Source organism: Hymenobacter sp. BRD67 (genome assembly GCF_013256425.1).
Classification (GTDB): Bacteria; Bacteroidota; Bacteroidia; order Cytophagales; family Hymenobacteraceae; genus Hymenobacter.
Map to the genome: position 1 here is coordinate 2,015,928 of NZ_CP053904.1, position 23,404 is coordinate 2,039,331.

General features: G+C 59.7%; 23 protein-coding genes, 2 pseudogenes and 1 riboswitch. Of the genes and pseudogenes, 13 read left to right on the forward strand and 12 right to left on the reverse strand.

Annotated features, from left to right (window positions below; genetic code table 11):
* Positions 1-13: 13 nt before the first annotated feature.
* The 3 genes and pseudogenes from GKZ67_RS25090 to GKZ67_RS09365 form a co-directional block, all read right to left on the reverse strand.
* Positions 14-403: pseudogene (locus GKZ67_RS25090) on the reverse strand (IS1 family transposase).
* 435 nt (positions 404-838) lie between these two features.
* Positions 839-2,206, reverse strand: coding sequence for a signal recognition particle protein (gene ffh, locus GKZ67_RS09360; protein ID WP_173242053.1), 1,368 nt, complete (start codon positions 2,204-2,206; stop codon positions 839-841).
* Positions 2,207-2,265: 59 nt separating this feature from the next.
* A complete protein-coding gene (locus GKZ67_RS09365; RefSeq protein WP_173242054.1) occupies positions 2,266-2,691 on the reverse strand; it encodes a hypothetical protein in 426 nt (141 codons plus the stop codon).
* A 90-nt stretch (positions 2,692-2,781) separates the two neighbouring features.
* Here GKZ67_RS09365 and GKZ67_RS09370 point away from each other — a divergent pair, with 90 nt between their 5' ends.
* The gene (locus GKZ67_RS09370) at positions 2,782-4,110 is read left to right on the forward strand and encodes a glycosyltransferase family 4 protein (RefSeq protein WP_254245231.1); all 1,329 of its coding nucleotides are present in this window, start codon (positions 2,782-2,784) and stop codon (positions 4,108-4,110) included.
* A gap of 40 nt (positions 4,111-4,150) precedes the next feature.
* Positions 4,151-5,173, forward strand: a complete 1,023-nt coding sequence (gene pseB, locus GKZ67_RS09375) for a UDP-N-acetylglucosamine 4,6-dehydratase (inverting) (protein ID WP_173242055.1) — start codon at positions 4,151-4,153, stop codon at positions 5,171-5,173.
* A 1-nt stretch (position 5,174) separates the two neighbouring features.
* Here pseB and GKZ67_RS09380 read toward each other — a convergent pair whose 3' ends face one another.
* Positions 5,175-5,864: a gliding motility-associated C-terminal domain-containing protein gene (locus tag GKZ67_RS09380; protein WP_173242056.1), complete on the reverse strand. Its 690-nt coding sequence runs from the start codon at positions 5,862-5,864 to the stop codon at positions 5,175-5,177.
* A gap of 404 nt (positions 5,865-6,268) precedes the next feature.
* On the reverse strand, positions 6,269-6,958 hold the full coding sequence (locus tag GKZ67_RS09385) for a hypothetical protein (protein ID WP_173242057.1): 690 nt from the start codon (positions 6,956-6,958) through the stop codon (positions 6,269-6,271).
* A 123-nt stretch (positions 6,959-7,081) separates the two neighbouring features.
* Between GKZ67_RS09385 and pseC the strand changes: the two genes are divergently transcribed.
* The 11 genes and pseudogenes from pseC to GKZ67_RS09435 all read left to right on the forward strand — a co-directional run bounded on the left by pseC (position 7,082) and on the right by GKZ67_RS09435 (position 17,568).
* Positions 7,082-8,263, forward strand: coding sequence for a UDP-4-amino-4,6-dideoxy-N-acetyl-beta-L-altrosamine transaminase (pseC, locus tag GKZ67_RS09390; protein WP_173242058.1), 1,182 nt, complete (start codon positions 7,082-7,084; stop codon positions 8,261-8,263).
* Positions 8,260-9,162, forward strand: coding sequence for an aldo/keto reductase (locus tag GKZ67_RS09395; protein WP_173242059.1), 903 nt, complete (start codon positions 8,260-8,262; stop codon positions 9,160-9,162). The genes pseC and GKZ67_RS09395 overlap by 4 nt, the downstream gene beginning before the upstream one ends.
* Entirely contained in the window at positions 9,144-9,950 is an 807-nt protein-coding gene (locus GKZ67_RS09400; protein WP_254245178.1) for an SDR family oxidoreductase, read from the forward strand. Before GKZ67_RS09395 ends, GKZ67_RS09400 begins: the two co-directional genes overlap by 19 nt.
* Positions 9,951-9,962: 12 nt before the next feature.
* Positions 9,963-10,718, forward strand: coding sequence for a cytidylyltransferase domain-containing protein (locus tag GKZ67_RS09405; protein WP_173242060.1), 756 nt, complete (start codon positions 9,963-9,965; stop codon positions 10,716-10,718).
* 63 nt (positions 10,719-10,781) lie between these two features.
* Positions 10,782-11,558, forward strand: coding sequence for a UDP-2,4-diacetamido-2,4,6-trideoxy-beta-L-altropyranose hydrolase (pseG, locus tag GKZ67_RS09410; protein WP_173242061.1), 777 nt, complete (start codon positions 10,782-10,784; stop codon positions 11,556-11,558).
* A gap of 59 nt (positions 11,559-11,617) precedes the next feature.
* Positions 11,618-12,016, forward strand: a pseudogene (locus tag GKZ67_RS25095) (GNAT family N-acetyltransferase); the annotation flags it as partial.
* Between the two features lie 101 nt (positions 12,017-12,117).
* Positions 12,118-12,279: a hypothetical protein gene (locus tag GKZ67_RS25100; protein ID WP_410505051.1), complete on the forward strand. Its 162-nt coding sequence runs from the start codon at positions 12,118-12,120 to the stop codon at positions 12,277-12,279.
* Between the two features lie 15 nt (positions 12,280-12,294).
* Positions 12,295-13,359, forward strand: a complete 1,065-nt coding sequence (gene pseI, locus GKZ67_RS09420; RefSeq protein ID WP_173242063.1) for a pseudaminic acid synthase — start codon at positions 12,295-12,297, stop codon at positions 13,357-13,359.
* Positions 13,356-14,651 (forward strand): hypothetical protein, encoded by a 1,296-nt coding sequence (locus GKZ67_RS09425; RefSeq protein WP_254245179.1) that lies wholly within the window; start codon positions 13,356-13,358, stop codon positions 14,649-14,651. Before pseI ends, GKZ67_RS09425 begins: the two co-directional genes overlap by 4 nt.
* A 13-nt stretch (positions 14,652-14,664) precedes the next feature.
* Positions 14,665-16,056, forward strand: coding sequence for a DUF7033 domain-containing protein (locus GKZ67_RS09430; RefSeq protein ID WP_173242064.1), 1,392 nt, complete (start codon positions 14,665-14,667; stop codon positions 16,054-16,056).
* 30 nt (positions 16,057-16,086) lie between these two features.
* A complete protein-coding gene (locus tag GKZ67_RS09435; RefSeq protein ID WP_173242065.1) occupies positions 16,087-17,568 on the forward strand; it encodes a lipopolysaccharide biosynthesis protein in 1,482 nt (493 codons plus the stop codon).
* 13 nt (positions 17,569-17,581) lie between these two features.
* Here GKZ67_RS09435 and GKZ67_RS09440 read toward each other — a convergent pair whose 3' ends face one another.
* From GKZ67_RS09440 to GKZ67_RS09465, 7 genes are all read right to left on the reverse strand, one after another.
* A complete protein-coding gene (locus GKZ67_RS09440; protein WP_151088846.1) occupies positions 17,582-17,866 on the reverse strand; it encodes a circadian clock KaiB family protein in 285 nt (94 codons plus the stop codon).
* A 70-nt stretch (positions 17,867-17,936) separates the two neighbouring features.
* On the reverse strand, positions 17,937-18,389 hold the full coding sequence (locus GKZ67_RS22560; RefSeq protein ID WP_217278722.1) for an ATPase domain-containing protein: 453 nt from the start codon (positions 18,387-18,389) through the stop codon (positions 17,937-17,939).
* On the reverse strand, positions 18,329-19,387 hold the full coding sequence (gene kaiC, locus GKZ67_RS09445; RefSeq protein WP_217278723.1) for a circadian clock protein KaiC: 1,059 nt from the start codon (positions 19,385-19,387) through the stop codon (positions 18,329-18,331). Before kaiC ends, GKZ67_RS22560 begins: the two co-directional genes overlap by 61 nt.
* 322 nt (positions 19,388-19,709) lie before the next feature.
* Positions 19,710-19,985, reverse strand: a complete 276-nt coding sequence (locus GKZ67_RS09450; RefSeq protein WP_173242066.1) for a TIGR03643 family protein — start codon at positions 19,983-19,985, stop codon at positions 19,710-19,712.
* Between the two features lie 95 nt (positions 19,986-20,080).
* A complete protein-coding gene (locus tag GKZ67_RS09455) occupies positions 20,081-21,532 on the reverse strand; it encodes an amino acid permease (RefSeq protein WP_173242067.1) in 1,452 nt (483 codons plus the stop codon).
* 226 nt (positions 21,533-21,758) lie between these two features.
* A riboswitch (SAM riboswitch) is annotated at positions 21,759-21,870 on the reverse strand.
* Positions 21,871-21,922: 52 nt separating this feature from the next.
* Positions 21,923-22,438, reverse strand: coding sequence for a hypothetical protein (locus tag GKZ67_RS09460; protein ID WP_173242068.1), 516 nt, complete (start codon positions 22,436-22,438; stop codon positions 21,923-21,925).
* A complete protein-coding gene (locus GKZ67_RS09465; RefSeq protein WP_173242069.1) occupies positions 22,414-23,403 on the reverse strand; it encodes a hypothetical protein in 990 nt (329 codons plus the stop codon). The genes GKZ67_RS09460 and GKZ67_RS09465 overlap by 25 nt, the downstream gene beginning before the upstream one ends.
* Position 23,404 lies beyond the last annotated feature (1 nt).

Here is a 23,404-nt window from a genome sequence, read left to right on the forward strand (position 1 = left end):
AAACGGCGGTGGTCTATTTGAGGGTGAGGTTATAATTATCAATGACGAGTTTAATGCGCGCCGTGTGCATAGCGAGCGACTTGCTGAAAGAACAGGACTTTCGCCCCAATACGCCACAGCGCTGGCGGAGCGAACAGTTGATGGCTTCCACGATGCTAGTTTGCCCTTCGCCTTTTGGGCAGGGTCGGTGTTGCCAGCGGGGCAACACCTTGGCGTAGGCTTTCCAGAGGTCCGTGAACTACCAACAGTGGCGGCGGTAGCGCCGTGGCAAGGCTGCCCACAAGCGTCGCAGTGGGGCTTCGCCCCGGCTACCCAACGTCCAGCCGACGATACGCCGGCTAGCACGTTCTACGACTAGCCACAGCCAGACCTTTCGCCTCTTACACCCTACAAACGTCCACATCTCATCTAATTCCAGGGCTTCCCACCGTTTTTTCTGCGCCTTTTTAGGCCGCAAGCGAGGCAGTGGCGGCGCTGGCAGGACTGCTTTTTTTTATCCGCTTGGCAATCGTCCTGCGTGCTACGCCAGTTACCCGCGCAATGCTGCGTTGCGAATTGCGCTCTAGCAATAGGGCATCGACCTGCGCGTATTGGGCAGCTTTGCGAACAGCAGCCGGCACGAACAGCCCTTGGTAGCCGCAGGCTTTGCACTGGTATTTCGGCTGCCCTTGCTTGCTACCGTTGCGGCGAAGTTGGTCGCTGGTGCATTTTGCACAATAATGAATTGTTGTGACCATCAGCCTTATACGGAAAACACCCTATAATAGACCACCGCCTAAAAAAGAAATCCAGCCGTTAAGTCGGCTGGATTTCTTTTTTTGTGATTAACTGAAATAAACTACCGGCGGCTCATGCCAGGCATCCCACCTTTCATGCCGCCCATCATTTTGGCCATTTGGGCCATGCCGCCTTTGGTCTGGCTCAGCTTGTTCATCTGGCGCATCATCTTGCGCATGTCCTCAAACTGCTTCATGAGGGCGTTTACCTGCTGAATATCGGTGCCCGAGCCGGCCGCCAGGCGGCGGCGGCGCGAGCCATTGATAAGGTCGGGCTGGGCGCGCTCCTGTTTGGTCATGCTTTTAATGATAGACTCGACCGGTTTGAACGCATCGTCGTCGATTTCGACGTCTTTCATCATCTTCGACGCGCCCGGAATCATGCCCACCAGGTCTTTCAGGTTGCCCATCTTCTTGATTTGCTCGAGCTGGCCGAGGAAGTCGTTGAAGTCGAACTGGTTTTTGCGAATCTTGGCGTTGATGCGCTTGGCTTCGTCTTCGTCGAACTGCTGCTGGGCGCGTTCCACGAGCGAAATCACGTCGCCCATGCCCAGGATGCGCTGGGCCATGCGGTCGGGGTAGAAGAGGTCGAGCGCCTCCATCTTCTCGCCCGTCGAGATGAACTTGATGGGCTTTTCGACCACGGCACGAATGGAGAGGGCCGCCCCGCCGCGGCTATCGCCGTCGAGCTTGGTGAGCACTACCCCGTCGAAGTTGAGGCGGTCGTTGAAGGTTTTGGCCGTATTCACCGCATCCTGGCCGGTCATCGAGTCCACCACGAACAGCGTTTCGCTGGGGTTGATGGCTTTTTTGACGGCTTCGATTTCGCGCATCATCTGCTCATCCACGGCCAGGCGGCCGGCGGTGTCGATGATGACTACCTTCTTGTTGTTTTTCTTGGCGTAGGCAATAGCATTTTGAGAAATCTCGACCGGATTTTTATTCTCCGGCTCCGAATATACCTCTACGCCTATTTGTTCGCCGAGTACCTTGAGCTGGTCGATAGCGGCGGGGCGATACACATCGCAGGCCACCAGCAACACATTGCGGTTCTGCTTCTTAATAAAGCTGGCGAGCTTGCCGGCAAACGTTGTTTTGCCCGAGCCCTGCAGGCCCGAAAGCAGCACCACGGCCGGGTCACCCTTAATAACGATGTCCTGCTTTTCGCCACCCATAAGCAGCGTCAGCTCATCGTACACGATTTTGACCATGAGTTGGCCCGGCGAGATAGCCGTAAGCACGTCGCGGCCCATGGCCTCGTCCTTAATCTTGTCGGTTACCTCTTTGGCAACCTTGTAGTTTACGTCGGCATCGACCAGCGCCCGGCGGATTTCCTTGATGGTGGCCGCGACATTGATTTCGGAGATAGAGCCCTGACCTTTGAGGGTTTTTATGGCTTTATCAAGCTTGGAAGAGAGGTTATCGAACATATTAGTCGGTTATTTTGCAGATGAAGCGAAGTGCGGTAATTCGCAGGTTGCGGCCACGGCTAGGAGGCCTTATTTACTTTGTTTTCGAGCGTTAGCAGCCGCTGGTGCAACTCAGCATTCGTGGGCTGTAAAGACTGCTCGACGTGCGAAACGCACAAGGCTGCTACCTCGCCCTGCTCGGTAAGGCGCCCTGCTTGATCGAAGGTAGCGTCGGCCCTGCGACGAATAGCACTTGTTTCGGTAGTCAGGGTTTCGACCTGACCAGTAAGCACTTCCACTCGCTCATTGGTGCCCCGCACCTCATCGGTCAATTGGCCTATTTTGTTGACGACGCGCTCAAAACCATTGTGCATCACCGTAATGAGCTGCTCAAAGCGCTGGTCCATCTGCTCAAAGCGCTGGTCTATCTGCTCGAAACGACGGTCACTGTTACGCATGTAGTCGCTCATTTGAGCCATAAACTCCAAAATCCGGTCGTCGTTCATACGTGGGCGGGCTAAAGCGGCGAAATTAAGTACCAAAGGTACGGGGCAAGGAATAAGCGCTGAAACGTAGTTTTGTGGGCTTTGAATTCCGTGCCCTTCCGCCTACTCGTCATTACCTACTACTGGCCACCTTCGGGCGGGGCCGGCGTGCAGCGCTGCCTGAAATGGGTAAAGTACCTACCCGAGCTGGGCATTGAGCCCACTGTTATTACGGTAGATGCCGACCAGGCAACCTACCCCGTGCGCGACGAAAGCCTGCTGCGCGAGGTGCCGCCGGGGGTGCGCGTTATTCGCACGGCCACGCTGGAGCCGTTTGGGTCTTACCAGAAGCTGACCGGGCGGGCCGTGCCGCATGGCGGCTTCGCCAACGAAGGAACGCCAAGCCTGACGCAGAAAATGATGCGCTTCGTGCGCGGCAATCTCTTCATCCCTGACCCGCGCCGGGGCTGGAATTCCTACGCCCTGGCAGCCGTGGAAAAACTATTGGCGCAGGGAGAGAAGTTTGATGCGGTACTGACTTCTTCGCCCCCGCACTCGACGCAGCTTATTGGCCTGGAGCTGCAAAAAAAGCACGGCCTGCGGTGGCTGGCCGACCTGCGCGACCCCTGGACTGACATTTATTATACTAAAGACCTGCACCGCACGGCCGCCGCGGCCTGGCTCGACGCACACTACGAGCAGCAGGTGCTACGCGGAGCCGATGCCGTGCTGGTGACCTCGCCCGAAACCGAGCGGCTGTTCCGGCGCAAGCTGCCTGACCTGGCCAAAGGTAAAATCGTGGTGCTGCCCAATGGCTACGATGAAGCTGATTTCCAGGGCCTATCGGCCCCACCTGCAGATTGCCTGCTTCTGACTCACACCGGCACTATTACGGCCCGCTACCGCATTGATAATTTACTGAAAGCAATTGCCGAATGCCAGCAGCGCTATCCGCGGGTGCCCTGGCGGCTGCGCTTCGTAGGGCAGGCTGATGCCGGAGTGCGCGAGCAGGTAGCGGCTGCAAAGCTAGCGGAGGTGACAGAATTTATTCCATTTGTGCCCCACGAGCAATCAATAGCTTACTTGTTGAGCAGCAGCGTTCTGCTGATGGCCATTCCGGATGTAGCGCTTAACCGGGGAATTTTGCCAGGTAAGATTTTTGAATACCTCGCTACGGCCAAACCGGTGCTGTGCGTGGGTCCGGCGGGCTCCGATGCCGACCAAGTACTGCGCGAGGCCGGGGCGGGCCAGGCCTTGCCCTACGACGACTACGGCCTCATGCTCAGCACCCTGGAGCAGCTGGCCAGGGGTTGGCAGCAAAACCCCAACCTCGACCTTCCCCACGCCCGGCCCACGCAGTACTCGCGGCGGGGCCAGGCCGCTCGGCTGGCCGAGCTGGTGCGGGCGCTGGCTGGCGGAGGCGCGGCTGCGCGGCCCTAAGCCAGGGACACCTATTTTTGTGGTTTCCTATTCCAGTTTCATGGCTCTCGACCTCAACGGCAAGTCTTTGCTCATTACCGGCGGCACCGGCTCCTTCGGCAAGCAGTTTGTGCGCACCGTATTTAAGCTGTACCCCGATGTGCGACGGCTCATTGTGTTCTCGCGCGATGAGCTGAAGCAGTACGAGATGAGCCAGGAGTTTCCGCACAGCAACTACCCGGCTATTCGCTTTTTTATCGGCGATGTGCGCGACGCCGAGCGCCTGCACCGGGCCTGCGAAGGGGTGGATATCATTATTCACGCCGCAGCCCTTAAGCAGGTGCCGGCCGCCGAATACAATCCAATGGAATGTATTAAGACCAATATATTTGGTGCGGAGAATGTAATCAATGCTACGCTCGACTGCGGCGTAAAGCACGTAGTGGCCCTGAGCACCGACAAGGCCGCCGCGCCTATCAACCTCTACGGCGCTACCAAGCTATGCTCGGACAAGCTGTTCGTGGCAGCTAATAACATGAAGGGCTCCAGAGACTTGCGCCTGTCGGTAGTACGCTACGGCAACGTAATTGGCTCGCGCGGCTCGGTGGTACCGTTCTTTTTGCAGCAACGGCACACGGGCGTGCTGCCCATCACGCACCCCGACATGACGCGCTTCAACATCTCGCTCGAAGAAGGGGTGGACCTGGTGCTGTATGCCCTGGAGCACTCCTGGGGCGGTGAGATTTTCGTGCCCAAGATTCCTTCTTATAAAATTACGGAAGTGGCCCGCGCTATTGGCCCCGACTGCGAGCAGCGCATTGTGGGCATCCGGCCCGGCGAGAAGCTGCACGAAGAAATGATAACCCAGACCGATGCCCTGAGTACGGTGGAGCTGGACCGCTACTACGTCATTCTGCCCACCACTTCGCCCGGCTGGAAGGAGGAAAGCTTTATTCAGCACTTCGGGGCCAAGCGCGTGCCCACTGACTTTCACTACGATTCGGCCAATAACAATGACTGGCTGTCGGCCGAGCAGATTCGGGAGGAAATCCGGCTGCACGTCGACGCTACTTTTGAGGTATAGCTTACTTCACCACCTCAACCCAACCTTTGCGCTGTACTCCGGTTTGCGAATTGGTAAGCAGGTAGTAGTAGAGCCCGGCCACCTGGCCGTCGGCGGACCAGGAGTTATCATACTGAGCCTGATGAAATACCTGAGTTCCCCAGCGGTTAAAAATTCTGATTGACCACTCGACCGCATTCAGCCCCGCCAGTACAAATGTTTGATTCAAAGCATCGCCATTGGGCGTGATGATATTTGGCAGCATACAAGCTTGGTCGCGCACGAATATGGAGTCGCGCTCGGTGCATCCGGCAGCATTGCGTATTTCCAGCATGTATTGGCCAGGCTGCTGTACAGTTAGGGTAGGATTGGTGCTGCCGTCCTGCCAGCGGTAAACAGTACCGCCAGGCTGCGGGCTTGCGTGTAAGGTCAGGCTCTCGCCGTAGCATAGGGCAGTATCGCCTCTGGGAATAAGCCGGAGAGCAGGCAGCGCGTTCACCCGTATTTGCTGGGTACGTTGCACTGGTCCGGAGGCAGTAGCAACCATTACCTTAACCTGATAAGTACTTGGCAATAAGTAGCGATGTCTAACCGGGTTGCCGATGGTATGGTTGGGAGTGCCAGCAGTAGAATCGCCGAAGTCCCACTCGGGCAGTGTACTATCTACTACCAACCCTTCAGCGCTGAACGCTATTTCAGTCCCAACGCACACGTCGAGCGGACCTATAAGCCGTAACGGACGGCTAGGCTGGTTAGCAAAATTAGGCAGGCCGTATAAGCACTGTCCTGGCAGAGTCACTGCCTGGGCTACAAAGCCACATCCTGTACCCAGCGTATTGGGTGCAGTAATTGCTCCTACATACTCAGCCTGAGACGTGGCCACGTAAATACGATTATCGGGGCCACGCTGCAGAGCCCCAAACCGGCCGCTGGCCACCTGGGTGGCCAGGGTGCCGCGTCGAAGGTCAGCCTGAAAAATGCTGCTGCCACCGTAGGCAACGTATAGCAACGAGTTGTCGGGCGAAAACTCTAGTCCGTAGCAGTTCCAAGTGAGTGGTAATGGCAGCGGCCGGCTATTCGTTAGCTGTCCAGTCTGGTTATCAAAGTCGAGTAGCTCTACGCCCCGCCGGGTAGTCCTATAGCTAGTTGGTGCCCATCGGGCGAGCCGCGCATTGGGCAGCCTGGATTAGTGAAGCCATGATAGCTACCCACCACACTGCGGACCGGTACAGGCTCAGGGCCAGCCTCCGTAATATGATAGCTCAGAAACTCCCGGTTTAGGTAGCCATGCACGATTACCCAGTAATCGGCTCCATTGGCATGCCGAATAGCTGTCATCGCCTCCGTAACTAAATAGCCAGCCGGGGTTAGCAAATGTGGCAAAGGAAACACCAAGCGACCAGCCAGCCCATTCGACGCCATTTCAATACTTGTGTAGCGCAGCCCACCCACAAATAAATTCTGAGCTTCGTCGACTTTGAATAGTAAGTACTGGTGAGCTGGACCCGGATGTTTAAGCAGAATGGCGCCCTGCACGGCATTGCTTCCCCCGCTACCCAGCTGACCACCAGACAGCTGAACACCTGAGCGCGAGTAAACTTGTTCGGCATTGGTATAGAGGAGGAGGTTGCCGGCCGAATCGGCAATTGATGCACAGCCCTCGATAGCAAAAAAGCTACTTCCATCCGGCTGGGGCGGCCCACTCGCTGGCGTAGCCGGAAACAAAAGCCCGGCGTTACTACCAAATCTCCAGGCGTTAAATTCATACTGGGCGCACACGGGATGGGCCAGCAGAAAACTCAGCATCCCCACTAAGTAGAGGCGCCAATGAACGTAGCTCATAAGATATACACTGTGCTGAATGGCAAGTTACAAGTATTCCTTTACACTCCCAGAGCACTAAAAATCGGCTGGCTACCTTTGTAGTCTATGTTGAGCACACCTCCCTCCCCCTTGCCCTACGGCCGCCAGCATATCACTGACGAGGACGTGGCCGCCGTCGTGGCTACGCTCCGCTCCGACTTTCTTACGCAGGGGCCGCGCGTGACGGAGTTTGAGGAGAAATTTGCGGCCTATGTAGGCGCGAAGTTTGCTGTGGCGGTCAGCAACGGCACGGCCGCCCTGCACCTGTGCGCGCTGGCCTTGCAAGTGCGGCCGGGTCAGCGCGTTATTACTACGCCTATCACCTTTGCGGCTTCCGCCAACTGCGTGCGCTATTGCGGCGGCGAAGTATACTTTGCCGATATCGACCCAGCCACTGGTCTGCTCGACCTGCAAAAGGTGCGGCAGCTGCTCGAAGCGCATCCTAAAGGCTTTTTTACCGGGCTCATACCCGTCGATTTTGCCGGGCTGGCCGTTAACATGGAAGAAGCCCGGGCGCTGGCCGACGAGTATGACCTCTGGATAATTGAGGATGCCTGCCACGCGCCGGGTGGATTTTTCATTGATAAACAAGGCGTTGAGCGTCGCTGCGGGAGCGGGCAGTTGGCCGAGCTGGCCATCTTCAGCTTCCACCCCGTGAAGCACATTGCCACCGGCGAGGGCGGCATGATAACCACCAACGACGAGCTGCTGTACCGCCACCTGCGCCGCCTGCGTACCCACGGCATCGAGCGCGAAGCCAGCGGCCTGCTGCGGCAGGACGAAGGCGGCTGGTACATGGAGATGCAAGAGCTGGGCTACAATTATCGCATTTCCGATATATTGTGCGCGCTGGGTATCAGCCAGCTGGCGAGGGCCGATGCCGGGCTGGCCCGCCGCCGCGAGCTGGCCCGCGCTTATGACGCCGCCTTTGCCGACACGCCGGGCGTGGAGGTACTGGCGCCCGGCCGGCCCGGCCACGCCTACCATCTGTACGTGATTCAGGTAGCCGACCGGCGCGGGCTTTATGAGTTCTTACGTGGCAAAAATATTCTGGCGCAGGTACATTACGTACCCGTACACCGCATGCCGTACTACGAGAAGCTGGGTTGGAAAGCCGGGGATTTTCCGGCTGCCGAGGCCTACTACGCGCGCTGTTTAAGCCTGCCCCTCTACCCCACCCTCACCGATGACGAGCAGGCGTACGTTATCGACTGCGTGCAGGAATTTTTAGCCCGAAACCCAGCGTGAGCACGGCGGCTACGCCCGAACTGCAGGCCTTAACCCAGCGCCTGGCGCTGGGTACGGCCCAGTTTGGGCTGGCCTACGGCATCAACAACCACGGCGGCCAGCCAACTGCTGCCGCCGTGGCCGAGGTGCTGGCCGCGGCCACGGCCGCTGGCCTCACGCTGCTCGACACTGCAGCTGCCTACGGCAACAGCGAGGTGCGGTTAGGTGAGCTGGCGGGTAAATATTCAATTTTCTCTATAATTACCAAAATTCCGGCCGGTCCGGCGGCGCAGGTGACGCAGCACCTCGCGGCCTCACTGGCGCGGCTGCGGCGGCAACGGCTCTACGGCGTATTGTTTCACGCTTTTGGGCCCATGCAGGCCGAGCCGGGGGCTTGGTCGGCATTGCGGGCGGCCCGGGCGGCCGGACAAGTGGGCCGCATCGGCGTGTCGCTCTACCATCCGCACGAAGCCGAGTGGCTGCTGGCTGAAGGATGGGATATCAACCTCGTGCAAGTGCCTTATAGTGTGCTCGACCAGCGCTTTGCGGCGGTATTGCCCCGGCTGGCCGCGCAAGGCGTGGAGGTACACGTGCGGTCGGCTTTTTTGCAGGGCCTGCTACTGCGCGACCCAACCGACTTACCCGAATTTTTCCGACCACTAGCCCCGAAGCTGACCCAGCTGCGGGCGCTCACCGCCGCAGCCGGCGTGCCACTACCAGCCGCTCTGCTGCTTTTTGCAGCCTACGCGCCGGGGGTGGCGCGGGCCGTGATTGGCGTCGATTCGGTAGAGAACCTGCGTGAGAACCTGACTGCCGCTGCTTATGCTCACGCCGTTGAAGCCCTGCGGCCAGCCCTGACCGGGCTGGCCGAAACTACCGACACTTTTATTCTTCCCTACGCATGGCCGCCGCGCCCCTGACCGATTCGTTTTACCGCACTATGTTCGACCTGCGCAGCCAGACTGTGCTGCTGACCGGGGCATATGGCCACCTCGGCCAAGCCATTGTGGGCGGTTTGCTGGCTCACGGGGCGCAGGTTATTGCGCTGGGGCGTAGTGCCGAAACATTTGCCAAAACTTTCGGAACGCCTACCGACAACCTGCATTTTATTTTCTGTGACGTGGCTGAAACGGCTTCGGTGCAGGCAGCTTTCCGTCAGAGCTTCGACCTCTACGGGCCACCCAGCGTGCTCATCAACAACGCTTACTACAGCCGCGGCCAGCAGCCCGATGCGCTGCCCGACGCCGATTTTGCGCTCGGCCTCGATGGCTCGGTGGGCAGTGCCTACCGCTGCCTGCGCGAGGTGCTACCCTACCTGCGCGAAACCGGCAGCGGCAAAATTATCAACGTAGCTTCCATGTACGGCCTGGTAGCCCCCGACTTCGAGGTCTACGCCGACGCGCCGCAGTTTTTGAATCCGCCGCACTATGGCGCGGGCAAGGCAGCGATGATTCAGCTAACCAAGTACTTCGCCTCGTATCTGGGGCCAGAGAATATTCAGGTAAACTGCGTGTCGCCGGGTGCTTTTCCTTCCGATAAGGTGCGGCAGAATACGGGCTTTGAGGGCGAGCTGCGGCGGCGCATCCCGCTGGGCCGGGTGGGCGAGCCGCAGGATGTAGCGGGCGCGTTTGTGTTTCTCAGCTCGGCCGCGTCGAATTTTGTCACTGGCCACAACCTGGTAGTGGATGGTGGCTGGACTATCCGCTAAAAGCAGGCCTATATGTTAAAGTCACCGCAGGTTATTGTCCTTATTCAGGCCCGGCTAGGGTCGTCGCGCCTGCCCGGCAAGTCGCGCCTGCCGCTGCCGCTCGGCGCAGTGGGCAATGCCGCTACTATTCTGGGGCACGTGGTAAGGCGGGCGCAGCGGGCTGCTTCGACGAAAACGATAATGGTCGCAACAACTACCCACCCGCTTGATAATGAGCTGGCAGCGCTGGCTACGAGCCTGGGCGCAACGGTATTTCGGGGCGATGAGCAGGATGTACTCGGCCGCTTTGCCGGCGCGCTGGCGCAGGCTGACGGAGCTGATACCGTCGTGCGCCTCACGGCCGACAACCCAGCGCTCGACCCGGTTTTTCTGGATAAGGCCGTAGCGCATCACCTGGCCTCCGGGGCCGATTATACCTATACTACCGGCCTGCCGTTAGGTACTAATGTTGAAGTGATAAAGGTTGCCGCGCTCCGGCGCGCCCACGCCGAGGCCAACCAGCCCGATGAGCGGGAACATGTAACGCCCTACCTGCGCCGCCACCCCGAGCTGTTTCGACTCGAAACGCTGGCGCTGGCCGTGCCGCCCGCCGTGGCGGCATTGCGCCTGACCGTTGACTACCCCAGCGACTATGCGCTGCTAAGCTTGCTTTTTACGGAGCTGGGACCAGCTTTTTCGCTTACCGACCCGGCCGAACTGCCGGCTCTGGTGGCCCGCTATCCGTGGCTGGCCGATATTAACCGGCATAATGAGCAGGTGCGGGCCTAGCCGGACCGCCTTTATTTGCATAATGGCTGACACTTTCGCGGTTACTGCTACCCCCAACAAGCGTTGCCCCGGCTCGTGCTGCGCGCCGATGGGAACAGTCGTATCGGGCTGGGACACCTCATGCGGCTGCTGGCACTGGCCGAAATTCTGCGGGCTGATTTTGGGGAAATCCACTTCCTCATTCAGGCACCCGACGAGAACGTACAAGTGCTCTTGCGCAACGCCGGCCTCGCGCTGACGGAGCTACCGCCCGCTGCGCCAGCCACCGAAGCGGCCGAAAGTATGCCCGCCCTGCTTCAGCCAACCGACGTGCTGGTGCTCGACGGATACGGCTTTGACTATGCGTACCAGCAGCTGGTGCGCCCGCTGGCAGCCCGCCTGGTGTGCCTCGACGACCTGCACGCGTTCCCTTTTGCCGCCGACCTGGTGCTGAATCCGGCAGGCGGCGTGGCCCCTTCGGCCTACCTGCGCCCGCCCACCTGCCGCCTGCTAACCGGTCCGGGCTACGCCCCGCTGCGCGCTGATTTTCAATCAGCTGAGAGCCAAGCTGCAAGCCCTTCGGCCACGCAGGTGCTGGTATGCCTGGGCGGAGCCGACCCGCGCCAGCTCACCCGTGCTACAGCCGAGGTCCTGCTGGCCCTGCCAGCCGTGGCGCTGGTTCATGTGGTAGTGGGCAGCGCCTACACTGCCCCGGACGAGCTATACCAGTGGGCTGCTACCCACCCCGGCCGCCTGCGGCTGCACCGCGCCCTTTCTGCCGCCGAGCTGGCGGCGCTGATGCGCACCTGCGGAGCGGCCGTGCTATCCCCAGCACTATCAGCTACGAGTACTGCGCCGTAAGCGGCGGCTTGCTGCTGCTGCGCCCCACTGCCGAAAACCAGCAGGACCTTGACCATTTTATGCGGAGCGCTGGCCTGGCGCTGCCTTATACTACGGCGGCCAACGTGCTGACCGCCGACGAGGCCCCGCGCCTGGCCGCCCAGCTACGTCAAGCACAGCGCCACTATTTCGACGGGCTGGCCCCCCGGCGACTCCGGCAGGAGTTTACGGCCCTGCTGCTACCAACGGCCCCGCTGCGCCTGCGGCCCGTGCAGCCCGAAGACTCCGCGCAGCTACTGGCCTGGACCAATGACCCGGCCACGCGTCGGCAGTCGTTTGCGCCCGAGCTGGTGCCGCCCGACCGCCACGAAGCCTGGCTGGCTGGCCAGCTGGCCGCGCCCGACCGCCACCTGCTACTTCTGGCTGAAATGTCCGATACCGGAGCGGCAGCGGGCCTTATTCGCTTTACAGTTTCGACGGCTAACGAAGCCGGAATAACGGCTACGCTTAGCTACTCGCTCGGCCCTGACTACCGGGGCGGGGCTGGGCCGCGCCACTGCTGGTGGCCGGCACGCGTGCTGTGCTGGCGCAGTTTCCGCGGGTGCGGCGCGTGCTGGGGGAGGTTAAAGCCGACAATGAGGCGTCCGTTCGGGCTTTCCGGCGGGCGGGGTTTGCGCAGACCGAGGCGGCAGGCCCGGCGGGCGGGCTTACCTTCGTGTGGATAGCTGCTCCGGCAGCTTAGCCCTGGTTTTTACTCATGGAAATTACGATTGGTAGCCGCCCCGTTGGGCCGGCGCATTTGCCGTTTATTATTGCCGAGATGTCGGGCAATCACAACCAGAGTCTTGACCGGGCGCTGGCCCTTGTGGATGCCGCCGCCGCCGCCGGGGTCCACGCCCTCAAGCTCCAGACCTATACTGCCGATACCATCAGCATGGATACCGGCTTCGTTATTCGCGAAGACGGGCAATCGCTGTGGGAGGGCAAAAGCCTGTACCAGCTATATAAAGAAGCCTATACTCCATGGGAGTGGCACGCGCCCATTTTTGAGCGGGCGCGCCAGCACGGCCTGCTGGCTTTCAGCTCGCCGTTTGATGAGTCGGCGGTCGACTTTCTGGAAAGTCTCGACGTGCCCGCCTACAAGATTGCCTCCTTCGAAAATTCCCACTGGCCGCTGCTGCGCCGCGTAGCTGCTACCGGCAAACCCGTGATTGTGAGCACCGGAGCCGCTACGCTCAGCGAAATCGACGAGGCCGTGCAGGTGCTGCGCCAGGCTGGCTGCCGCGAGCTGGTGCTGTTAAAATGTACCAGCACGTATCCAGCCTCTCCCCTTACTACCAACTTACGCACCATCCCGGTGCTGGCCGAAACCTTTGGCTGCCCGGTGGGCCTGAGCGACCATACGATGGGCGTGGGGGCCAGCGTGGCCGCCGTGGCGCTGGGTGCCTGCGTTATTGAAAAGCACTTTACCCTACGCCGCGCCGACGGCGGCGTCGATTCGGCCTTTTCGCTGGAGCCCGAGGAGCTAAAGCTATTGGTCGATGAAACCACCCGCGCCCACCAGGCTTTGGGCACGGTGCAGCTTTGCGTGCAGCCCAGTGAGGAGAAAAGCCGCATTTTCAAGCGCAGCATCTACGTGGCCCGCCCCGTAGCTGCCGGCGAGGCTTTCACTGCTGATAACCTGCGGATTATCCGGCCCGGCGACGGCTTGCTGCCCCGCCATTGGGACGTGGTGCTGGGTCGCCGCGCCACCCGCGACCTCACGCCCGGCACCCCCCTTACCTGGGATGCCCTGCTTGGCGAACCGGTGTCCCGGCCGTGAGCGCCCTGGCCAGCCGGCTGCGCGATATTCTTCAGCTGCGCTTTACCGACTTGTTTGCGGCCCTGCCGGCGTCCGTGCTGGCCGGCATTTCACCAGCCAATCCGCTGAAGCGCCTGGGGCGGATGGCTGGCTACACCGCGCTGCGGCTGCTTGGGCATATTTTCCAGCCTGTTCGAAACCCCGACCGGCTGGCCGGCGCCGTGTGGCTCTACGTAGTGAGCGCCAACAACTACGAGGCGCTGAGATTTATCCGGGAGGCCAGCCCCGATGCGGTGCTGCTGGCGGGCCAGGGCAAAAACATTGGGCGCTATGGTAAAGACGTAAACCGGCTGTCGCTGCGGCGCAAAATTCTGTATTACTGGCAGTACCCGGTGGCGCTGCGGGGTCTGCACCGGCTGGTGGGCCACCGGGCACTGCGTTTTTTCGACTTGATTTTTTACGCCATTGGTTACTACGAGGTGTACCGGCGGGCCCTGCGCCATTACCGGCCGCGCGCCGTGGTTTTTGCCAACGACCACAACGATGATGCCCGCGCCCTGCTGCTGGCCTGCCGCGCCGAGGGCGTACCAACGGCCTACGTGCAGCACGCCAGCGTAAGCACCAACTTCCCACCCCTGGGCTTCGATTTGAGCTTATTGGAAGGCCAGGACGCGTTCGACAAATACCGGCAGTGCGGCCCCGTGCACGGCCGCGTCGAACTGGTTGGCATGCCCAAGGCCGATAGCTTTCTAAACCAGCGTAATACTGCGCCCCAGGTACGCCACGTGGCCGTAGCCTGCAACCTGCTCGATGGCCTGCCCGACCTCACCGCTACCCTCACGTACCTGCTGCGTGAGCTGCCGGCCCTGACGTTTACCCTACGCCCCCACCCCGCCGACCGCCGCGATTTCAGCGCTCTGCGCCAGGCGCTGCCGGCTTTGCAGTGGAGCAACCCACAGCAGGAAAACGTGTTCCAGTTTCTACAAACCCACGATGCCCTGGTTGCCGCCGATACCAGTACCCATCTCGAAGCCACGCTGCTCAACCTGGCCAGCGTGTACTACCGGTTTTCGCCCACGCCTACCCTGGCCGACTACTACGGCTACGCCGCCCACGGCCTTAGCGAATGGGCACGTACGCTGCCCGAACTGACCACCGCGCTGCGCCGCCTGGCCCAGCATAAGCCAGCCGATATATATCGCCGGGCTGGTTATTACAACGCCAGCCTGGGCACTGCCGACGAAGGCCATAGCCGCGAGTTGGCCCTGCGCCGGCTGAGCGAGTGGTTGGCCGCCCCGGCCGGCGCGGCGTAATTTCGCGGCTGCCATGCCCCCTCCTACCCTTCCGCCCGCCGCGCCCGCGCCCGTTTCGGCCGAAGTGCGCCTGGCTTACGTGCTGCGGCATTTCCGGTTAGCTTATCCCGGCGCGCCGGACGTGGCGATTGGCTACGCCAGCCAGCAGCCGCGGGTGGCAATAGCCGACCTGAGCACCGGATTTTTCGACGGCAACGCGCCTCACCCGGCGGCCCCGCACTGGCGCGCCTGGCAGGGTCGCCAGGTCCCTTTTTTCTTCGATAATGCGGCGGCGGAATCGTTGCTTATTTTTCAGGGAAATAAGGCGATTATTGCGGCCGATATTATTTCGGCCGCATTTTATTTATTGAGCGGCTGGCAGGAATATTTTTCGTCGGAGCGCGACCGGCACAGGCGCTTTCCTTATGGCGCCAGCGTGCAGCAGCAGTATAATTTCGTGACGCTGCCGGTCGTCAATTATTATTTCGACGTGCTGAAAACGGCCGTTGAGCACGTAAGCGGCCAGCCGCTGCACCCGCGCCGCTGGGGCAGCCAGCAGGCTGGTTTTGCCGCCTTTATCTCGCACGACGTTGATAATTTACGCAGCGCCTGGAAAGCACCGGCCAAGGCGGCGCTAAAGCAGCGAAAATTCGGCTTATTCGGCAAATTGCTATGGCAGCACCTCACCCAGCCCGATGCCTGGGACAACCTGGAAGCAGTGGCTGCGAGCACGGCGCATCATGGCGCGAAGTCTACGTTTTTTATGTTACCGAGCGCCAAAAAAGCGCCAAATGGCACTCCCAATGCCGATTACGAGTTGACTCTTGATTTAGAGCGGCGCCTCCAAAATTTAAGGGCAGCGGGATGCGAGCAGGCCCTTCACACCCCTCTGGGCACGGACGACAGCTACGAAGCGTTGCGAAATACGTGTCGGCGTCATTGGTCGCTGGCTATGCGCGGCAATCGTTTTCACTACCTTAGCTGGGAGCCGCGCCAAACAGCAACGCTCGTAAACAAAGTAGGTTTCCCTTTCGATTCTACGCTTGGATTTGCCGAATATTTTGGCTTTCGAAATTCTTACTGCCAGCCATTTTACCCGTTCGATTTCACCAGTAGTCAGGCAGTGGAGTTTTTGGAAATTCCGCTAAACGTCATGGACGCCACGCTGCATCACCCAAACTATTTGCAGCTAAAACCAGCCGATATTCTGCCCGCGCTCCGGCCGGTTTTTGCCGAAATAAAACGCTTCGGCGGCGTGGCCTCTGTACTGTGGCATAACGAAAATTTCGACCCGGCCAATACGAAAAACGGCCCGCAGCAATTCCACGAAATCATGACGCACCTGCGCCAGCAGGGCGCGGCATTTTTAACGGGCGGCGAAATATGGCAGGCGTTTGCGAGCGAAGATTCCGCTCCCAATTTCTAGTTTTTAATTTTTAATTTCTAATTCACCGAGTTGGGTATCGTTCAGCGCCAGGGTCTGCGCAACACCGTCATTTCTTACGTTGGGCTGGGCATTGGCTTCGTCAACACTACGCTGGTGCTGCCGCGCCTGCTGGCGCCGGCGCAGCTGGGCCTCCTATCGGTACTGGTGTCGCTGGCCACGATGGGCGCGCTGGTATCGGCGCTGGGCTTTACCAACACCACCATGCGGTATTTTCCGTACTTCCGCAACCGGGAGGCGGGGCATTCGGGGTTTTTGCCGCTGCTACTGGGGCTGCCGCTGGCCGTATTTGTGCTGGTGGCGGCGGTGCTGTGGCTGGGCCGGCCGCTGGTGCTGCGCTGGTACGCCCACGATGCCACTATGCTGGGGCCGCACTACGCGGTCATGCTGGGCATGGCACTCTGCATCTTGGTCTACAACCTGCTCGAAGCCTATACCAAGTCGCTGTTTCACACTTCGTTCTCTTCTTTTCTTACTGACGTGCTCCAGCGGCTGCTCATCGTGGGCGCCGCGCTACTCTACGGCATGGGCTTGCTCTCGTTTGATGGCTTCGTGCTGGCTTACCTCGGGTCATACGCGAGTATATCGGCGCTGCTGCTGGGGTATCTGGCCGTTATTGGCGAGCTGCACCTGCGGCCTACGCGGGCAGTGCTGCGGGTGCGGCCCATGAGCGAGCTGTTGCGTTTCGGCAGCTTTGCGCTGCTGGGCAATATTTCGGGCACGCTACTTATTACCATCGACTCGCTGATGCTGGGCTCGCACAGCTTTGCCGATGCGGGTATTTACAATATTGCGCTCAATATCAGTACTGCGCTGGCCGTGCCGTTCCGGGCTTTGTACAAAACGGCTTACCCGCTTATTGCCGAATACTGGAAGGAAGGGGCAACTGCCAAAATGCTCGATTTTTATCGCCGCACCACCCGCCTCACTACTGCGCTCGGCGCTTACCTGGCGCTGGGAATTGCCCTCAACTTACCTTTTATTTACTCGCTTATTCACCGGCCCGAATATGCGGCGGGAACCGTGGCCGTGCTCTTGCTGCTGGCGGGCCGCCTCACCGACGGCATCACAGGCGTCAACGGTATTATCGTGGTTACATCGCCGCGCTACCGCTACGACCTGCTCTTCAATGTGGGCCTGTCGGTGGGCATTATCGGGCTCAACTACCTGCTTATTCCGCGCCTGGGCCTCACTGGGGCAGCTATCTCGAATGCGCTGGCGCTGGCCGGCATCAACCTGGCCCGCACCTGGTTTGTGTGGCGCAGCTTCGGCTGGCAGCCGTTCGATTTGCGCATTCTCTACATTTTGCTGCTGGCCAGCGGTGCGGCGGCTGCGGCTTGGGCGTTGCCCGCACCAAATAATATATACTTTACTCTATGTTTAAGGGGCGGCGTGCTCACCCTGCTCTACGGAGCGGGGCTACTGGCCACGGGGGTAGTGCCCGAAGTATCGGCGCTGTGGCAGCAGGCGCTGCGCAGGCTACCCAGGCGCTAAGCCTGCCGCTTCACTACATTGCTTCGAGGCTGGAAAGGCCCAGCCCGGCCAGCACGCGCGAGCGTACCGTGAGCGCCCCAATGATGCGGGTGACGGGCAGCGGCCACTTCCTGATTAAGGTAGGAATGGCCAGAATGCCCGCTTCTTCGGCCCGGTCGGGATGCTTCTGAATGTCGATGACCTCGAGCTCGTACTGCCCGTCGAGGCGCTCCCGGCAGATGGTACTTAGGATGTCAATGGCCTGTACAGAAGTATGACTCTTTCCGTTTACGAAAAGCTGTAAATTAAATTCACTCATGATAGATGCGAAAACTATAACGCCGGATTAACGGTGCTTATTAAATGGTATGTTGCCCGCCCGGCGCCGGCTAGCTCCGAATTGGGATACCCGTCAGGATGCCGCTGACACCAATAAACGGCTTACCAATATTGATACCTTTATCGTTGATAGTGAAGCCTCTAATCGACGAGTCGTGCTTGGAACCGCGCATTTTGAGCACCGACAGGCTGCGCTGCATCTCGCCCGACATCTCCACGTAGCGTAGCAGAATAATGGTATCGGTGAGCGGCGAAATATTGCCTTCCGTGTCGGAAGTACCACCCGAAAGCAGCGTGGTAGTGACCGTAAACATCCCCGTAATTTCCTGGTGCTTCAGAAACGACGTGAGGGCAATAATAAACTCCCGAAAAGCTTTATCGGTGGAGGTACGGGAAAGCGCCGACAAGCTGTCGATGGCAATCCGGTCGGGCCTGAAATCCTTTACAATCGCTTGTATATTAAGCAGGTGGTCTTCCAGCGAAGATACTTCGGGTAGATACATACTACTTTCAGAAAGCCATCGTCTTCGAGCTTGGCGAAATCGTGGCCCCAGCCGCTGGCGTTGCGAAAAAGCTGCTCGCGGCTTTCCTCAAAGGCCAGCAGCAGGCAACGCTCCTGCTTGGCCTTTATGCCGTTGATAAAATCGGCGACCAGCAGCGTTTTACCCGCACCAATGGAGCCCGAAACCAGGATAATTGAGTCGCGGTAAAAGCCGCCGCCGCACATATCATCGAGCTTGGCAATGCCCGAAGTGACGCGCACGCTCGACGAGCGGTACTTCAAATCCATGGCCGACAGCGGGATAATCACAATAGCCTGCTCGGGGTGAATGGTGAACAGGTTTTCGCCTTTTTCATGCGTACTGCCCCGAAACTTCAGGATTTCGATGGTGCGCCGGCGTTTTTCGTCGCTCAGCACATTGCGCAGAATAATTACGTTATCGGTCAAGAATTCCTCCACGCCCAGCCGCGATACTTTGCCGTACTCTTCGGTGCGCTCGGTGGTAATAATAGACGTAGTACCGAGGCGGCCCAGCTCCATCGTCACTTTAAACAATTCGTGCCGAATGGTATTCATTTCCTGAAACTCGGTGAACACGCTACCAATAGAGTCGAGCACCACGCGCTTGGCATTGCACTTGGTAATCGCATATTCCAGGCGCACCTGAAAGCCACTGAGGTCGTAGTCGCCCACCAGCATCGTATCGTCATCCTTCTGCGAGGCATCGACAAATACCCACTTGCCGTCGCGCTCCCACCCGTCGATGTCCCAGTTGAGCGTGCGCAGGTTGACGCGAATATCATCGACCTGCTCTTCAAACGTGACAAATACCCCCGCCTGGTCGAAAAGCTGAATGCCCATGGCCAGGAATTGCGCCCCAAACAGCGTTTTGCCGCAGCCCGAGCTACCCGAAATAAGCGTGGTGCGGCCGTAGGGCAGGCCACCGGCCGAAATATGGTCGAAGGCCGTGATGCCGGTCAGAAGTTTTTTGATGCTCATAAAACGGTAGCGATGCTGCGGAAAAGGATAAATAGACCTGCGCCCGAACTGGGGAAGCCTGGTAAAAGCCCAAGCGAACGAGGGAAGCAGTTAGGAGCAGCTGGCATTCGGCAGCCAACCCAGCCGCAGCACCATCCGACTGTTGCTTCTTGAGAACAGGAATGAGTCCCGGCACTGGCCGTATTATGACGAGAAAATCCCGAATAAATACCAGGAGCAGCTATTCTGGCACACTGACAAAAAACATGCCCCTATTTCCCTAATCTATTATAAATCAGGCAATTTTTTCTAAAAACGAAGAGCTTGCCTGACTACCATGCCTTTACGGGCGCTTCGAAATTTTATTTTTTGAGATGGCCCGCTGCCGATTTGATTTAAAGCGCGCGTCTTCGACCAGACTCTTAGCCCGGTGCTTGGTTGCCCGGCCTTGCACGCGGGCCCGCCACAAACGCCAGGAAGACGGCTTCAGCTCCCGGCGCATAAGCCGAATCACTTCGCCTTCGGAGAGACCGAACTGCGTAGCTATTGCCTCAAAAGGCGTGCGGTCTTCCCACGCCATCTCAATAATGCGGTCGATATGCGGCGCTGTTAGCGGCATTTTTATAGGTAGCAAAAAAGCCGCTCCGGTAAGTTACCGAAGCGGCTTCTTTATAAGCGCGGGAGGCCGAAAAGTGTTTACGGAATAGCGGCCGGCTACTCGTTGCGGGCGGCTTGCTGGCGCAATTTGCTGTGCTTGCGCCCGTAGCCGTAGTAAATAGCCAACCCAATTGCCAGCCACACAATAAGGCGCAGCCAGGTTTCCCAGGGTAATGACACCATCATGAGCACGCAGGTGGCGATGCCCAGAATGGGCACCAGCGGTACCCACGGCGTGCGGAAGCTGCGCGGGGCATCGGGGTTGGTACGGCGCATGATGATGACGCCCAGGCACACCATTACGAAGGCCAGCAGCGTGCCGATACTTGTCATCTCGCCCACCACCGAGATAGGCACGAAGCCCGCAAACAAGCTGATAAACAACCCCAAGAGCAAACTTGAATGCATGGGCGTGCGAAATGTGGGATGCACCCGCGAGAAGATGGGCGGCAGCAGGCCATCTTTCGACATGGAGAAAAATACCCGCGACTGCCCCAGCAAATCGACCAGAATTACCGACGTGTAGCCTACCAGAATGGCCAGAATCACGGCCGAAGTCAGCCAGGCGTAGGGAGTTTTGTCGATGGCGATGGCCACGGGCGCGGCGCTGTTTTTAAATTCGGTGTAATTGGCCAGGCCCGTGAGCACGTGCCCGAACAGCACAAACAGGACGGTACATACCAGCAGCGAGCCGATAATGCCGATGGGCATATTACGCTGCGGGTTTTTGGTTTCCTGAGCCATGGTGGCCACGATGTCGAACCCGATGAATACGAAGAAGATAACGCCGGCCCCGCGCAAGATGCCGCTCAGGCCAAACTCGCCAAACTTGCCGGTGTTGGCGGGAATATAAGGATGGTAGTTGGCGGGGTCGATGTACTTCCAGCCTAAGGCAATGAAAACCAGCACCACCGCCACCTTCAGCGCCACTACCAGGGCATTGAACCACGCCGAGCCCTTGGTGCCACGCACCACGATAGCTGTGATAGCCAGCACGATAAACATGGCCGGAAAGTTGGCGTAGCCGTGCACCACCGAGCCGTTGGCCAGGGTGGCCGTTTCGAAGGGCGACAGCACCAGCTGGGCGGGCAGGTGCAGGCCGTATTTGCCCAGAAACTTGAGCAGGTATTGTGACCAGCTGATGGCCACCGTGGCGGCCCCTACCGAGTATTCGAGCACGAGGTCCCAGCCGATAATCCAGGCAAATAACTCGCCCATAGTGGCGTAGGAGTACGTGTAGGCTGAGCCCGCTACCGGCACCAGCGCCGCAAACTCGGCGTAGCACAGGGCCGAGAAGGCGCAGCCCACGGCCGTCACGATGAAGGAAAGCGTAACGGCCGGGCCCGCGTTGTTGGCCGCCGCGATGCCGGTGAGTGAAAAGAGCCCCGCTCCGATAATAACCCCGATACCCAGGGCAATGAGGCTCACGCCATTCAGACTACGTTTGAGCGAACCCGTGCCCGATTCGGCGGCTTCCTGCCGCAGCAGCTCCAGAGATTTTTTCAGCATAAGAACATTGCGCAAAATCTATATTCTGCGTTTAAACAGACCAGCCCGCCGGAACGCAGTCGCGCCCGGCCGGTCGTAGTCAACCCACTAAAAAGTTAAAACCAGCTTTTTGACAAGCTTACGCTACTCAACAACAACAACCGCCTGCAATGGGCCGGGCAGCGCACAGTGATACGCCAAAAGTTGAGCAGCAAGAACCAGAACGTAAAACAGAAAAGGCCACGGGCTTTTATAGGGGCGACCATGGTTTGGCCGCCGTTCGGTTGGCACCGTTCCGCCACGGGGCGGGGGTTGCCGGCGCGTCGCAGAGCCTATCTCTCAGCGCCTCGGTATAAAAACAAGCAGGGCCGTAAGCCAGACTTGATGGGGCAAAGGTAGGTACAAGTACGGCTAATGCAGGTTTACATTGGCCGGCTCCAGGCCCGGCCGGCTGAGCCGCAAGGAGTCGAGGCCGTACCACCGGGCGGCGTCCTGGTTGTGGCGGGCGCGGGCATCCGGGCTGAGCGTTTCACCGATAATGAGCACATTCTGGGGATGAATGCCGCGTAACGGCTCCACGCTCACCTCGCGGACACCGGCCTGCTTCGCCGCTTCGATAGCTGCCGTGCGCGCCGCTTGCTGGCGCTGCCAGGCAGGAGCATTTTCGAGTAATTCGCGCCAGGCCGCACGTTCGGTACCACCACCCGCCAGCAGCGCCACGTAGAGCAGCATGGGAAGCCGCAGACGTCGCAGCAGCGGGCCGGGCCGGCGCGGCCCTTCGGCCGGCAGCGTGGCCCAGCACACCAACAGCCAGCTTGACAACAGGCTAAACCACAGAAAATTAAGCGTACGAGCAGCCGGGTAGCCCCAGGCCGTGAAGCTCAGAAACAGCATTTGCAGCCCTAGGCCCCCGAGTACAAACAGCACGCCCTGGCTTGCCGATAACCGCAGGCCGGCGGGGCGCAGGTGCCGGTAGCGATACGCCGGATGGGCCAGCAATACGGGCAGCAAGAGCAGCGCCGTAAGTTGCCGGGGCTCGGTGAGGAAAAGCAATGTTTGCGCAATGGCCCGGCCGGCAACCTTATAGAGCGGAATAGCCAGGCCAGGGTTTTCGTGCTGTAAGCGGATAGCATTGCCGGGGCCAGCACTACTACCAGCGCGCCCGCCAGCGCCACGACCGCCAGCCCCAGCCAGCGCCGAAGGGCCGGGTAGCTGGCACGGCGGTAGCTAAGCCAGCAGCACCAGCCCAGAAACCAGACAGCCAGCAGCAACGCTAGTTCGTTGCTCCCTACCATGCCCAGCAGGGCCAGCGCGGCTATGGTGTAACAGCCGGCCCGCCCGGCGAAATGCGACGCACGCCCTGCCTGCAGGGCCGCCACCGGAAACAGCATCGCCAGAATAACCGGCACCTGATACACTACGGCACTTGAAAACCAGTAGAATGCCCCGTATGGGCTGGGCATTACGTAGAGCTGCGCCAATATTAGCGCCCCCGACCAGCCGGCCGCCGCGCGCCAACTCAGGCGCTGCCGCGCCAACACCCGCAGCGCAAGGGTCTGCACCACAAGCGTAGCACTCAGCCAGCCCAAAGACAACCACTTAAACCCAGGCAGCCAGCCATACGCAAGCGGATTAAGCCGCGTGAGCAGCAGGGTGAAATAGCGGCCCGTGAAATGCGTATACAGGTAGCGCTGGGCGGGCCACTGCCCCACGCGCCGCGCCAGCGCCGCATAGTCGTAGTCGTCCCAATAGGGCTGGCTATACAGGCACAGCGCCACATAGGGCAGTAATAATAAGGCCAGCACCCCACCCAGCAGCCAGCGCCGCCAGGGCCACACGCGGCGCAGCAGCCGGCGCCAACTAGCGGCCTGGGGAGTCTGAGCAATGGACATT